We start from the raw sequence: 13,720 nt of genomic DNA, 5'->3' as shown, positions 1-13,720 counted from the left end.
TCGTATGCTTATCGTCTTTTTCATCAGGGGTATTCGCTGTGTCAGTGGTTATGCTATTTGAATTATGGTGCAACGCTTGCCCAATCGACCGGCTCGAACTGTCCGTTGCGAATGATCGTGGCCCACACGGCATCGCTGGCCTGATGGTCTCCTTCCCCCAGGGTCAGCGGCTCACCTACGCCAATATCGATGGTGCCCAATCCCAGCAAGCCTTCCACGATGGCTTGCCGATTCGGATTTTCTCCGGCGGCTTTCACCCCTTCCACGAACAGCTTGGCAGCCAGATACCCCTCCAGGGAGATGAAATCCGGCTCGCTGCCGGGCACATGCGCCGCCAACGCCTGGCGGTACTCTTCTACCGCTGGCAGGTCAGCCTCCAGTGGCGGCACGACCTGAGTCACGATCACCCCTTCGGCCAGTGGCCCCAGCGCCTCCAGCAGGGCTTGGCTACCCACGAAAGAGACGTTCAGAAACACGGTCTCCGGCAGGTCCTGACGCGCTTCGCGGATAAAATCGGCAGCGGGGCCAAAGGTGCCGACAATGATCACCGCACGAGGCACGACAGGTGCCTGAAGAATGGTTGCCAGCCCTTGGTGAACATTGCGGGTACCGCGTGTAAAACGGCCGTGGGCCAGCTGTGAGGTGTCGGTAAAGCCCTCTTCGTGCAAGGCGCGCAGCGCGCCATTGTAACCTGCATCACCAAAGCTGTCGTTCTGCGTGAAAAAGGCGATCTCTTCGGGTTGGATTCCTGCTTCCAATAGCCCCGCCACCATGGCGGCGGTTTCCTGCACATAGCTTGCCCGGTAGTTGATCACATAGCGGTCGGGGGGCGAACGGCGCAAAATGCCAGCGCCAGTAAAGGCGCCGTACAGCAGCGTGTTGTGCTGGTTATGAATGGGGATGGTCACGGCGGCAGTGGGCGTGCCGACGTTACCGATGGCCGCCAGCAGGGAGCTGTCACCGACCAGCTGCCGCGTATGCGCGGCGGCGGGCAGCGGCGAGTATTGATCGTCGAAGGCTTGCAGTACCAGCGACTGCCCGTTGACGCCACCTTCGGCATTTACTTTGGCAAAATAAGCCTCGATACCCTGCTGCATACCCGTGCCCAAGGGAGCCGCTGCACCGCTCAACGGTGCCACGATACCCACCTTGAGCTCCGCCAGAGAAAGCGGGGAAGTGAGTAAGCCCGCTACCAGAAGCCACGTTCTCATTTTGTGCATTGCTTTATCCTCAGGTTGCTTTGGACAAATATCGGCACAAACCGCTACGACTTTAGTCACCCAAGAGGGCGTTTTTCGGCCTCTAGCCAGGTCGGTCCAGGGCAAAGCGGTCGCTGACTCTGACATAGTCGCTACCTGCCAGGCGCCCCACCGGCTTGAGCGTGTCCAGATGCACGTGGCGGCCATCCCAGACGGTCTCATCGGCGTGGATCGACACCACTTTGACCAGAATCAGGCTGCCAGCCAGCGGCTGATCTCCGAAGCGGATCACCTGTACTCGCTGGCAGCCAAAAGCGATGGGCGCCGCTGCAATACGCGGCACGCTCACACCAGGCATGGCAGCCTTTTCCAGCCCTGCCAGGGCAAACTCGTCTTCCTGGGGCGGCAGGCTGGCGCTGGTAGTATTGAGCGCCTCGATCAAGCCTTCGGTGCCCACATGCACCACGCACTCGCCGACGTCTTCCAGATTGCGCAGCGTGTCCTTGGGCTGGGCGCTGCCATCCAGCAGCGGTGCAAAAGCCAGAATGGGAGGGTCGATACTGGCCACGTTGAAAAACGAAAACGGCGCCAGGTTGGCATTGCCCTGGCCATCCTGGGTGGCCACCCAGGCAATGGGTCTGGGGCAAATACTGCCCGACAGCAGGCGATAAAGCGTTCCGGCGCTTAGCGGCGAGGTTTCCAGCAGGGTATCCATGAAGACTCCTTATCAGGCCATAGGAACCAGATAATCATTGTTGTAGAGACCGAGTGTTACTAGGCCGTCGAGCCGTCCTGCTGTCAAGTGTGCTAGCCTTGTCAACTCATGGGTTACCAGAGAATTGAATGCTCACTATTTCCAATAGCGTCACGCTGGCCGATTGGGAAATCGATATCAGCCAGATTCGTGCCCAGGGGGCGGGCGGCCAGAACGTCAATAAAGTCGCCTCTGCCGTGCATCTGCGCTTCGACATTGCGCGCTCGACGCTGCCCCCTATCTACAAGGAGCGGCTGATGGCGCTGTCCGACCAGCGGATCAGCAAAGAGGGCGTGGTCATCATCAAGGCGCAGAGCTTTCGCACGCTGGAGCTGAACAAGGAAGACGCCTTGAACCGCTTGCAGGCGTTGATTCAAAGCGTGGCCCGTACGCCGAAGACACGCCGCCCAACCAAGCCCACCAAAGGCTCCCAGCGGCGGCGGGTGGATCACAAGACCCGCAAAGGCAAGATCAAGTCACTGCGTGGTAAAGTGCCGCTGGGTTGACGCCCTCCGTGAACCCTCCCCCCATTTCGAACCGGATACCACGCCCCCCATGCTCAACCAGCCTCGCCCTGTGTCACCCTGCCGCCATATTTGCCAGATCAACCCCGAGACGGCGCTGTGCAGCGGCTGCGGGCGCACTCTGGATGAGATTGCCTGCTGGGGCAGCATGACCGATGCAGAGAAAGCGCCCGTCTGGACGCGTATCGAACAGGCCGGTTATCTGGACATCGGCGATGACGCTACTCCTTGACCGGCGCAGGCTGGGCGTGCCGATCACTCAAGATATGGTGCAGCTCGCCACAGGCGACCATCGGGTCGTCGCAGTTGATCACGATGGTGGAATCGGCCAGCACATAGCTGCGCCCGGTAATGGTATTTTCCACCACCTGATAGGCACCTTCCTGGTGGGTGCCTGTAAAGGTGCCGATAAACCCGGTTTCTCTCAACGAGACGGTTTCCAGCTTGTCGCCCGGCGCCAGCCGCCCTTCATGATGCATCAGCGCCAACCGCGCCGAGGTGCCGGTGCCGGTGGTGCTGCGGCAAATCACGCCGGGGTGTACGTAGGTGGCAGAGCGCGAACGCACATAGCCCTGCGCCACCTGCTCTTCAGGCCCCATGAAGTGTAGAAAGGGCAGCGGCCCCACATCGCCCAGAGTGTAGTGGGAAAACCCTCGGTGGGCCTGGATGGCCTCGATGATCTTGTGGGCACAGGCCGCCAACGCGGCCTCTTCGTCCCGTACCAGCTTGAAGCCCAGCGCCTCGGCATCGACCAGCGCGTAGAAGCCACCGCTGTAGGCAACCGAGTAGGTGACGTCGCCAATGCCCGGTACCAGAATCGTATCGCGATAGCTGTCGATATAGCTGGGCAAGCCTTCACAGGTCACCGACTCGACGACGCCGTTGCGCACCCGCGCTTCGATCTGCACCAGGCCTGCCGGGGCTTCCAGCTTGAAGCGCTGTAGCCCCTCCTGTTTGGGCACGATACCCATTTCCAGAACGGCCGTGGCCGTGCACAAGGTGTTGGAGCCTGAGTAGATCGGGTAGCCCATCACCTCCATGATGATGTACCCCGCCACCGCCTCAGGGTGAGTAGCAGGCACCAGCAGGTCGACCGACATTTCCGGAATGCCATAGGGCTCGCCCAGCAGTAGCTGCCGGAGGCCATCGGCGTCGTCACGCAGATACTCCATTTGCTGGCGCACCGTGCTGCCCGGCAGCGTATCGATCCCGGCGGTGACGATACGGCTCACGTCGCCTCCCGCGTGGGTGTCCAGCAGCTTGATGGTATGCACGGTATTCACTGGCGAGGCTCCCGTTCCGATTGAAGAGCGGCAGATTGAAGAGCAGCCGACTGAAGCGCGAACGGCGCCCCATGGGCCTCCCACTGGGCATCGGGCACGATCACGATCTTGCCCAGATAGTCGCTGCCGCGATTGACGAAGTAGCGCTCCGCCGCGTGCAGCTGCGACAGCTTGAAGGTCCCGTGCAGCACCGGCTTCAGCTCGCCGCTGCGAATCCAGGCGATCAGCTGTTCGGCCTCTTCACGGGTGCCATGGGAGACCCCGACGATTTGCACCTGATACAGGTAGATGCGCGTCCACATGATTTCGCTGAGATTACCACCGCTGGCACCGGCGATGGCCAGCCGCGGATACGTGGCGCGCTGCGACATATCACTGATCATGGTGTCGATGAACAGGTCGGTCATGTCGCCCCCCACCAGGTCCATGACCGCATCGATGGGCCGCCCTTCGGTGGCGTGCAGCACGCGCTCGACGAAGGTGGGCAAATCGCCTCGGTCGATCACCGCCTGCGCGCCCAGCCCGCGCAGGGCATCGGCCTTGCTGGGCTGGCTGACGGCATAAGGGATGGCGCCGATGATGCGGCACAGCTGAATCAGCGCCGTGCCTACACCTCCGCTGGCCCCACTGACCAGCACCCGCTCGCCAGCCCGCACGTTGGCCGCCGTCATCATGTGGTAGGCGGTCTGATAGGAGCACATTCCCATGGCCGCCAGAGGGGCATCTGGTAACTCAGGATTGGCGATGTGATGAAACTGGTCGGCAGGCACCACGATATATTCCGCGAACCCCCCATCGGCACCATGTCCGTAGTAATCCGGCATCAGGTTGATATCGCGACGGTCATCGGGGTAGAGATTGAAATCCAATAGCCCACGTTCACCCACTCGCTGCCCATCGACGCCCTCGCCCACCGCCACGATGTGCCCCACCACATCGGCCCCCTGGATACGCGGAAAGCTCAAGGTGGGGGCACCGCCCATGGCGAACGAGGTGACCTCCTCCTTGCCCTTGGTGGGATAGAGCCCTTCGCGTGCCTTGCGGTCGGTGTTGTTTTTCGCTGTCGCCGTGACGCGCACCAGCACCTGACCGGCCCCAGGCTGAGGCGTAGGTACGTCCTGCCGATAATGCAACATGTCCACATCGCCATGACCGGTCAGCAGCATGGCCGACATGCTGGAGGGGATAGCAGTGGTGGAAATGGAAGTGGTGGAAATGGAAGTCTCGGAATCATTGGCAGCGCTGGTGACACGTGAGGTTCTGCGGTCCGTATTGGCCATGGGCTGGCTCCTGATCGGTGCATATACCACGACAATAACAAACGCCCGGTCAGGTTCAAGACATCCAGCCGCAACGGCGGCCAACAATACCGGGTGATCGTTTCCCTACCGCTTGCGCCGTTTTCCCCCTGGGGCGTCAACTTTTCGCCAATGGTGGCCAACTTCGAAAAGGGTCAAGCTCATCGTTCATGGGCGCCTCCCAGACTCTGCCAAGGAACGGTATGCTTCATTTCAGCTCTGCCTATCACCGCCGCCTGACCTGGACCTATTTTGGTCTATTCATCTCCATTGGCATGACCGGCGGGCTGCTGGGGCCTGCCCTGCCCCACCTGGCAAGTGCCAGCGGCTCTTCCATGAGTCAGATTGCCGTACTGTTCACGGCTCGGGCCATGGGCAACATGAGCGGAGCCCTGGTCACCGGACTGCTGATGGACCGCTTCAATGGGCATCGTGTGCTGCTGATCATGGGCATACTCACCGTGGCCGGATTGGCGCTGGCGCCCTTGAGCCCGCTTCTCGTGTTGCTGGCACTGCTGTTCATGCTGCTGGGGTTTTCTGAAGTGTCGCTGAACGCCGGGGGCAATACGCTGCTGCTGTGGCTGCACCGAGACGCCGCAGGCCCCAATGTGAGCGCACTGCACTTCTGCTTCAGCGTTGGCAATATGCTGACCCCGCTGGTGATGGTGGCAGCGCTGTCGCTGACTGGCCAGTTTCACTGGACCTTCTGGGTAGTGGGACTTTGCGTCGCGGGCATGCTGTGGCCACTATCACGCTTTGCCAGCCCCACCATGCCTGGGGCGACCTGCGGGGTGAGCGAAACGCCCGCCCCACGCAAGCATCGCGACCCTCTTCTGCTGGGGATTTTTCTGCTGCTGTTTGCACTCTACGTGGGCATCGAGGTGACGTTTGCCGGCTGGGTGACGGCGTATGGCGCGCTATCGGGGCTGCCCGGCGAGCAGGCCACCCTGCTGGCAACGCTGTTCTGGCTGGCCCTCTCGGCGGGACGCTTGCTGGCCATTCCTCTGCTGCGCTGGTGTGCGCCTTGGCAGATACTGGGTGCGTGCCTGACGATGGGGCTCGCCGCGGCCAGCGGCTGGCATGCAGGTGTGCTTTCGCTTGCCGCAGGGGCATTGCTGTTTGGCCTCTCTGCCTCGGCTTTTTTCCCCACGCTGTTTGCGCTATGCAACCACAGCATGGTGATGCGGGGCCGCACCACCGGGGCCATCTTTACGGCAGCGGGCTGCGGAGCGCTGATCATTCCCTCGCTGACGGGCCCACTGCTGGACACCGCCGGGCCCGGCGCTTTCCCCGTGCTGCTGGCCTCGCTATGGCTGTCGATCGGTCTTGCGCTGTGCCTGTTGACACTGCGACTGCGTACTCTTGCTCGCTCTGCTGCCGACTTTTGACACCGTATGGCCGAGCACAGCCCGTTTTCGGACGGTGCCTAGAACCAGGCTTTACGTTTGAACAACCAGATCAGCAGTACGCCAATGGTCACCATGACGCCCCAAACGAAGAAGTAGCCATACTGGTAGCCAAGTTCGGGCATGTAGTCGAAGTTCATGCCGTAAATACCGGCAATAAAGGTCAGCGGCACGAAAATGGCGGTAATGACGGTCAATACCCGCATGGTGATGTTCAACTGATGCGACGAAATCGAGATGTAGCCATCCACCAGATCACCACAGATGTCGTAATACATCTGGGTCAAGGAGTGCAGGCGCTCGAAGCGCTCCTCCACATCGGTGATGGCATGCAGCGTCTCGCTCTCACCCCGGGGGAGGTGCGCGTAGTCGTAAGCCGTCAGCTCCTGAGTGATTCCCTTGTGGTAACTGAACACTCGCCGCATCTTGACCAGCCGAGAGCGGTACGCGGTAATCCGACGCATCAGCACGTCATTGCCGTTTTCCAGCAGCTCGTCTTCCAGGTCACTCAGTTCGGTCTCGAACTCCAGCAGGCTGTCGATATAAAAGCCCGCCGAGGTATACATGACGCGCAAGGCAACCTGCTCGGGAGAACGCGACAGCAGCCGCGCGCCCTGGTCGTTGAGTAACCGTTCGATACTCAGCGCCAAGCCAGGATGCAGCGTGACCAGAAAGCGCTCGCCAACGAAAAAGCACAGCTGCTGAGGCACGAAGTTGAGCTGAGCATCGAAGGAGGAAATGCCTCGGTAGATGATCAGCGTATGATTCTCGAACTCTTCGATCTTGGGTGGATGACGCACCTTGTGGGCATCCTGAATCGCCATGGGATGGCAGGAAAATCCCTCGAGCACCTCGCGCTCGCTGGCTTCACTTTCGCCCTGCATATCGACCCAGATATGCGCGCCCTCCTGGCGTTTCCAGACATCGATCAGCGAGAGGTCACCTTCGCGCACTTCTCCCTCTGGTGTGGTCATCAGACATCGAATCATGTGCTTTCCTTGAATTAACTGGCGTCGGGTGAAGGCAGTGCAGGGCTTGCCAAGCGCGTTTGCGCCTTGCCAGCTCGCTTGGCTTCGTACATCGCCACATCGGCTCGCTTCAACAACTCTTGCGGGGTTTCTTCTGCCCCGGGGACATACTCTGCAATACCGATACTGGTGCTGACCTTGAGCACGGTATCGCCTATGGACAGGGGGATTTCAATGAGCTGGATCAACTTCTGCGCCAGCGGTGCGATGGCATCGTGCTCTATATTCTCCAGCACCAGGACGAACTCGTCGCCTGCCCAACGGGCCACGAAGTCCGTTTCACGCACGGCGGTTTTGAGGCGATTGGCGATGTCTCGCAATAGCTCATCGCCCATGGCATGGCCGTGCAGGTCATTGATTCGCTTGAACCCATCCAGGTCGAGAAACAGCACCGCCAGCGGTACGAGACTGCGTCGAGCCCGCGCCATGGCCTCAGGCAAGCGTTCGTCGAGGGCTCGGCGGTTGGGCAACTCGGTCAAGACATCTTGCCTGGCCTCCTGGTCACGCAGGCGTGCCAACTGCTGGCGCTCGGTGATGTCGTGTATGAACAGGCTGCGTCGCCAACGCCCATTGAGTTCGTAGCGCTGATGGCGAATCTCTACCGGCAAGCGCCCACCATCTCGACGCCGGGCGTTCCATTCGATGGGTGAAGGATCGTCCTGCCCGGGCACGCCTGCAGGAAACATCAGGTCGGTAATGGGGCGGGCCAACGCCTCCTTGCGCGACCAGCCGAACATAGCCTGTGCGGCGCGATTCCAGTCCAGCACCCGGCCACGGTCGTCGATGCTCAGGTAGGCGTCGTAGGCCGACTCGATGACCAGATTGAGCTCGCGGGTACGCCGCTCTATCTGCTGTTCCAGGCTGTTGTGCAGCGCGGTGAGGTCACGTTTGAAACTGGCATTACGCTTCTCCTCCCGTATCAAGCGCTCGCGCAAATGAATTTCACCGGACACCACATCGGCCAGGTCTTGCAACGCAGTGAACTCCTGGGGGCTCAGTTCGCGAGGGCGCGAATCCATGGCACACAGGGAGCCCAATACCAGACCTTGGGTGGTTTTCAGAGGGATTCCGGCATAAAAGCGTATGCCGTCGGGTTTGATGACATAAGGGTTGCTGGCGAAGCGCGGATCCTGAAGCGCATCGTTGACGACCAGCGGCGCTTCCGCCAGCACGGTATAGGCACAGAACGCCACGTCGCGCGGCGTTTCCGAAAGTTCCAGCCCAACCTGAGACTTGAACCACTGGCGGTCGGTATCCACCAGCGTGACGGTAGATTGAGGGACCCCCAGCAGGACCGTCACCAACCGAGTGACTCGGTCGAATACAGGTTCATTGGGGGTGTCCAGCAACGCCAGCTCTTGCAAGGCGGCAATACGCAGCGCTTCATTCGATGGCAACAGGTGGCTCATGGTCGTTACACCTAATGTCGTTAACACCCCCTGAACATCATAACGTGAAACTTGTGAGCCTGCCTAACGCCTTGATTTTTTTGTCACCGCTTACCCACAGGGGTACTCCAGGCCACGATGACGCTGACCAGACTAGAGAGCAGCAGCGCTCCCAGGAAGGGTCCGAGGGTGGGAATACTGCCAGGAAACGTGGCAGCCATGATGCCCGCCATCAAGGAGCCTTGACCCAGCCAGCCCGGCAATACCGCCCCCACCAGGCCCGCTACGCCACCACTGATGGCCGCCAGTGGCGTCATGCGCTGCCACAGGCCCAGCAGCACTGGCACCACGATGGCCGCACACAGCAAATCGGCAATCAGAAACAGTCTCAGCACCGACAGCCCCTGCAAGGCGATGAGAATCACCGGTACCATCAGCAGTACCGTGATCCAGCGTGCCTTGTTCAAGGCATGTGGCTGCTCTCCCGTTGCCCACAGCGACGCAATGCCGTTTTGCAGCGTATCCACGCTGGAGGTCACCAGCGTCACGGCCAGCACCAGTGCCGGTAGCGTGATCCAGACAGGAGCCTCTGCCAACAGGGCAAAAAAGGGCATCGGCGGCTCGCCGAGGTTCACACCGCTCAGCGCTGCCATCATGCCGACTCCACCGATGACCATGACCACGGCCACCGTCATGCCGCCTCCCAGCCATGCCCCACGGCCAAGACTGGCGCTATCCTGAGCCGCCCACAGCCGCTGCCAATAGCCCTGATGGAACAGGTTGGCTGCGGTCACGGCAATGACCAGTGTCAATGCCACGCTCAGCGAAGTTCCCATGGGCAAGGCCGGCAACGCCGCGTCACTGGGCATGGCAGGCAAGCGCCATAACGTTACGCCCGCCACGGCACATAGCAGGATCAACAGTAGCCAAGCCTGCCAGCGGTCGGTGGCCAAACTGGCTCGCAGGCCACCCAGAACAGTATAGACGAGGGTCGTCAGCGCTACGCCAATGATGACCCAGGCAGGTGGAACATCTGACAGTAGCGCGGTAATGGCACCGATGGCCGTCAGTTCAGCCGCCAGGAAACACCCCATGTACGCCACGGAGGCCAGCGTGACACAGTGGCGGACCCCTTTGCCGTAACACACCTCGGCGAACTCGGCGATACTGCGCCCGCCAGGCAGCGCCCGACGTATTCTGGGCCCGTAGAGCCCCAGCACCAGAAAGGGCAGCGCCGACCCCAAGGCATAGCCCAACAGAGCCACCGGCCCCACGAACGCGCCGATTTCAGGAGGCGCGAAGAGAATCCAGGCCCCCATCCCCGACGCCAGAAAAGAGAGCCCCAGGGTGGTTGCCGTCTGTGAGTTGCGCGCCGTGACATAGTCATCCAGCGAGCCTCCCCCAAAACGTGCCCGAAGGCCTAAAAAAGCAAAGCAGCACAGCGCTGCGCCCAGCACAGCAGACGTCAGGTACGGCATGTCGCGCTTCCTCCGCCGGTATTAACCGGGTCAGGTTCCAGGGTCTGCGTGACGCGCATTCTCAGCCCGCAATGGGCTCCCCTGGCGACAGTGAATGAATGAAGGCGGTATCTTCACTGAAAGGGGAACCCTGGTAAAGCGTTACAATGCGTCCTGAACCATGGCCTAGGCTGGTTTCGGCACGCGCCCCATGAGATAGAACTCTGGATTAGGAGGGGTTCCCGCCAGGGTGACCAAACGATTCGACATGCCAAAAAAGGCGGCGATGGCACCGATGTCCCAGCAGTCTTCCAGGGTAAAGTCCACTTCCGCCAACCGGGTTTGCCACTGCGGCGTCAACTCCCCCAGCTCGATGGCGCTGTGCAGCGCAAAATCGAGCATGCGCAGGTGGCGCTCGCTCAGCCCCGCTGTGCGGTGGTTGATGGCCACGTTGTCGGCCAGCAGAGGGTCTTTGCTGTAGATGCGTACCAGCGCGCCATGCGCCACGACGCAGTATAGGCAGCGATTGCGAGCGCTGGTGGCGACCACGATCATTTCCTTTTCTGCCTTGGTCAAGGTGTCGGATTCCCGCTCCATCAATGCATCGTGGTAGGCAAAGAAAGCGCGAAATTCCGCTGGGCGATGCGCCAGCATGAGAAACACATTGGGCACGAACCCGGCTTTTTCCTGCACCGCCAACATGGCCTTGCGAATGTCGTCAGGCAGGTCGTCCAGGCTCTCGGGGATATTAAATCGGCTTAATGACGCAGACATGTTTACCTCTTTCTTGTTATGTTGATGACCGTCATCTTCAATACGTCTTTATGGTTAACAAAATGCTAACTCTTTAGGCTTTCATTACACCTTGAGGCTCGCCATACTCTTGCTGAGCATATCTCACAAGCGCCGTCAGCGTTGAGCCAAGCGGCGTCTGGAACAGGGAAACCACCATGTCTTATTCTGAAGCAAGAGAGCACACGCCAGGGCGTTTGCATGCATTGTTCGCGGACCCCTACCGTGCGTTCGAAAACGATACGGATGAGCGCCAGTTGCATATCCGCATCATGCTTCATACATTGCTGGCTCGCCCTATCGCTCATGGTCAAATCACGTTACGGGTGATTCACGGTTGGGAGAACGGCGGCTTCGAGCCAGAAGACCTGCAACATGCTGATTTCCACCTGAACAGTTTGGCAGATTTCCATGCCGCGGCTGCGCGTTTTGCGGCGGCCAATCGACAGAATGCACCGCTACCTGCCGATGGCAGCGCCATCCTGGCAGCGCCGCTGGCCGACGCCATTGCAGGTGCCGAAGCCGAAGGCCTGACCCTGAACGAGGATATCCGCGAAACGCCTGCTCGCTGGCCAGCGTTCGAAGGGGGGCTGGCGCTTTACACGCTGTTCAAGATGTATCATCGCCTGGTCTATGGCGAAGACGATACTTACCGCTGCTCTCAGTGCGAAACGCCCCACGGCCTGCGCGAAATCCATGAGTTCCATCTCGAAGAGGGCGAATTTGCCCTGCTGGCCCCGCTGAACGATGAGCCAGATGCTCCCTACCTTCTGGTGCTGCATGAAAGCCAACTTGAGCCTATCGAGCAGCTCCTGCGCGACAGCCTGCCGCTGTTCGAGCCCGTTTGAATAACAGAAGTCTTCTTCCATCGGGAAGAAGACTTCTGACGTGTCACCCACTCTTCAAGCGGATTTCTACAGAGCGATCGTGCTATTGATCCCGCTGGAGACGTTCTCGGGCTCGAACCAGCGTGCAGTCACCGTCTTGGTTTGTGTCCAGAACGCGATGGCCTGCTTACCATTGGGGCCCAAATCCCCCAGTTTGGAAGCCCGAGAGCCGGTGAAGCTGAAATAAGCTACCGGCACCGGGATCGGCACGTTGATACCGATCTGACCAACGTCGATATCGGTTTCGAATCGGCGTGCCACCCAGCCCGAGTTGGTAAAAATCGACGTGCCATTGCCGTTCGGATTGGCGTTGATGAAGTCGATGGCGTCGTCCAGCGTCTCGACCCCCACCACGCATAGCACCGGGCCAAATATTTCTTCACGGTAGATGGTCATCTCCGGCGTGACGTTGGCAAACAGCGTCGGCCCCACAAAGTTGCCCTCCGGGTATCCTTCTACCGTATAGCCTCGGCCATCCACCAGCAGCGTTGCCCCCTCTTTTTCACCGGCGGTGATCAAGCGCTCGACACGCTCCTTGGCCTGAGGAGACACCAGCGGCCCCAAATCGGCATCCCGCTGAGTACCGGGGCCCACCTTCATGCTGCGGGCGCCCGCTTCGATATCGCTCAGCCACTCCTGTGCCTTGCCTACCAGCACCACCACCGAATTGGCCATGCAGCGCTGTCCTGCCGCCCCGAAAGCCGACCCCAGAAGGCTGTCGATGGCCTGACTACGGTTGGCATCCGGCATCACCACGCAGTGGTTCTTGGCCCCCATCATGGACTGCATGCGCTTACCGGCAGCCGCCGCACGGCCATACAGCAGCGACCCCACATGGGTAGAGCCAATGAACGACAGCGCCTTGATGTCCTGGTGGTCGGCAATCTGGTTGGCGACCTCGGGCCCGCCATGCACCACGTTGAGCACGCCCGCCGGAATACCCGCCTCATGGGCCAGTTCCACCAGCCGCATGGTCGAGCTGGGGTCCTGCTCGGAAGGCTTCAGAACGAACGTATTGCCCGTGGCAATGGCCAACGGGAACATGAAGCAGGGCAGCATGATGGGGAAGTTGAACGCAGTGATCCCGGCGCCCACGCCCAGCGGCTGATGCATGGTGTACACATCGACCTCATTGGCCGCATTTTCGGCCAGCTCACCCAGTTGCAGAGACGTGATCGAACAGGCGTACTCGACCACTTCCAGGCCGCGGCCAACCTCACCTTCCGCGTCAGGTAGCGTCTTGCCATGCTCTTCGGTGATCAGCGCGGCGAGCTCTGCGGTGTGCTCACGAATCAGGGCCTGAAGCTTCAGCATGATGCGCATGCGTTTGCCCAGTGGCACCTTGCGCCACTCCTTGAACGCGGTTTTGGCACTGGCAATGGCACGCTCTACCTCTTCAGGGGTACAGAACGGCACGCGGGCTACGACCTGCTGAGTCGCCGGATTGACGACGTCCCGCCACTCCTGGCTTTGCGACTCGACCGGCTGACCATCGATATACATGGGAATCTGGCGAACGGACATACAGACGTTCCTCGTGGTTGTGTTTGTTATGGGTTTGAATAAGGAGCCACTAGGGTATATCAGCAAGTTGACGTAAACGTCAATTAGCCACTCGATAACGCTAAATTCACGGCCATGGAGAAATAGCCTTTCCCTACGGGAAGCAGCCTCGCTATGCTGACAAAGCACCTTCCTGACATG

The 13,720-nt window shown here is 60.3% G+C and carries 13 protein-coding genes and 1 riboswitch; of the genes, 4 read left to right on the top strand and 9 right to left on the bottom strand.

Annotated elements, in window-relative coordinates; all coding sequences use genetic code 11:
* Positions 1 to 62: 62 nt before the first annotated feature.
* Together LG409_RS05055 and LG409_RS05050 are read right to left on the bottom strand one after the other, a co-directional pair.
* Positions 63 to 1,220: an ABC transporter substrate-binding protein gene (locus LG409_RS05055; RefSeq protein ID WP_227407744.1), complete on the bottom strand. Its 1,158-nt coding sequence runs from the start codon at positions 1,218 to 1,220 to the stop codon at positions 63 to 65.
* An 82-nt stretch (positions 1,221 to 1,302) separates the two neighbouring features.
* On the bottom strand, positions 1,303 to 1,914 hold the full coding sequence (locus LG409_RS05050; protein WP_227407743.1) for a flavin reductase family protein: 612 nt from the start codon (positions 1,912 to 1,914) through the stop codon (positions 1,303 to 1,305).
* A gap of 128 nt (positions 1,915 to 2,042) precedes the next feature.
* On the opposite strand from LG409_RS05050, the gene arfB reads away from it, so the two are divergent.
* Together arfB and LG409_RS05040 are read left to right on the top strand one after the other, a co-directional pair.
* Positions 2,043 to 2,459: an alternative ribosome rescue aminoacyl-tRNA hydrolase ArfB gene (arfB, locus tag LG409_RS05045; RefSeq protein ID WP_227407742.1), complete on the top strand. Its 417-nt coding sequence runs from the start codon at positions 2,043 to 2,045 to the stop codon at positions 2,457 to 2,459.
* A 49-nt stretch (positions 2,460 to 2,508) separates the two neighbouring features.
* On the top strand, positions 2,509 to 2,709 hold the full coding sequence (locus tag LG409_RS05040) for a DUF1289 domain-containing protein (protein WP_039175821.1): 201 nt from the start codon (positions 2,509 to 2,511) through the stop codon (positions 2,707 to 2,709).
* On the opposite strand, the gene LG409_RS05035 is transcribed toward LG409_RS05040, so the two are convergent.
* Positions 2,699 to 3,760, bottom strand: a complete 1,062-nt coding sequence (locus LG409_RS05035; protein ID WP_096921286.1) for a proline racemase family protein — start codon at positions 3,758 to 3,760, stop codon at positions 2,699 to 2,701. The genes LG409_RS05040 and LG409_RS05035 overlap by 11 nt on opposite strands.
* Positions 3,757 to 4,935, bottom strand: a complete 1,179-nt coding sequence (locus LG409_RS05030; RefSeq protein ID WP_096923324.1) for an alcohol dehydrogenase catalytic domain-containing protein — start codon at positions 4,933 to 4,935, stop codon at positions 3,757 to 3,759. The genes LG409_RS05035 and LG409_RS05030 overlap by 4 nt, the downstream gene beginning before the upstream one ends.
* A gap of 326 nt (positions 4,936 to 5,261) precedes the next feature.
* Between LG409_RS05030 and LG409_RS05025 the strand changes: the two genes are divergently transcribed.
* Entirely contained in the window at positions 5,262 to 6,446 is a 1,185-nt protein-coding gene (locus tag LG409_RS05025) for an MFS transporter (protein ID WP_227407741.1), read from the top strand.
* Positions 6,447 to 6,484: 38 nt separating this feature from the next.
* Here LG409_RS05025 and LG409_RS05020 read toward each other — a convergent pair whose 3' ends face one another.
* The 4 genes from LG409_RS05020 to LG409_RS05005 form a co-directional block, all read right to left on the bottom strand.
* Positions 6,485 to 7,453, bottom strand: coding sequence for a magnesium transporter CorA family protein (locus tag LG409_RS05020; RefSeq protein WP_227407740.1), 969 nt, complete (start codon positions 7,451 to 7,453; stop codon positions 6,485 to 6,487).
* 14 nt (positions 7,454 to 7,467) lie between these two features.
* Positions 7,468 to 8,901, bottom strand: a complete 1,434-nt coding sequence (locus LG409_RS05015; protein ID WP_227407739.1) for a diguanylate cyclase domain-containing protein — start codon at positions 8,899 to 8,901, stop codon at positions 7,468 to 7,470.
* Positions 8,902 to 8,984: 83 nt separating this feature from the next.
* Positions 8,985 to 10,358: a sodium:solute symporter gene (locus LG409_RS05010; protein WP_039175811.1), complete on the bottom strand. Its 1,374-nt coding sequence runs from the start codon at positions 10,356 to 10,358 to the stop codon at positions 8,985 to 8,987.
* A riboswitch (TPP riboswitch) is annotated at positions 10,348 to 10,451 on the bottom strand. (Overlaps the previous gene by 11 nt.)
* Before the next feature lie 72 nt (positions 10,452 to 10,523).
* Positions 10,524 to 11,111, bottom strand: coding sequence for a peroxidase-related enzyme (locus LG409_RS05005; protein WP_039175809.1), 588 nt, complete (start codon positions 11,109 to 11,111; stop codon positions 10,524 to 10,526).
* A 176-nt stretch (positions 11,112 to 11,287) separates the two neighbouring features.
* Between LG409_RS05005 and LG409_RS05000 the strand changes: the two genes are divergently transcribed.
* Complete coding sequence (locus LG409_RS05000) at positions 11,288 to 11,977, top strand: hypothetical protein (RefSeq protein WP_227407738.1); 690 nt, start codon at positions 11,288 to 11,290, stop codon at positions 11,975 to 11,977.
* 66 nt (positions 11,978 to 12,043) lie between these two features.
* On the opposite strand, the gene LG409_RS04995 is transcribed toward LG409_RS05000, so the two are convergent.
* Positions 12,044 to 13,540 carry a CoA-acylating methylmalonate-semialdehyde dehydrogenase gene (locus tag LG409_RS04995; RefSeq protein WP_227407737.1) on the bottom strand — a complete coding sequence of 499 codons (1,497 nt, stop codon included), beginning with the start codon at positions 13,538 to 13,540 and terminating at the stop codon, positions 12,044 to 12,046.
* Between the last annotated feature and the right edge of the window lie 180 nt (positions 13,541 to 13,720).

Source organism: Halomonas sp. NyZ770, from assembly GCF_020616575.1.
In the GTDB taxonomy this organism is placed as follows: Bacteria; Pseudomonadota; Gammaproteobacteria; order Pseudomonadales; family Halomonadaceae; genus Vreelandella; species Vreelandella hamiltonii.
Note: the sequence above shows the minus strand (reverse complement) of the source record. Positions and strands in the feature narration are given on the sequence as shown.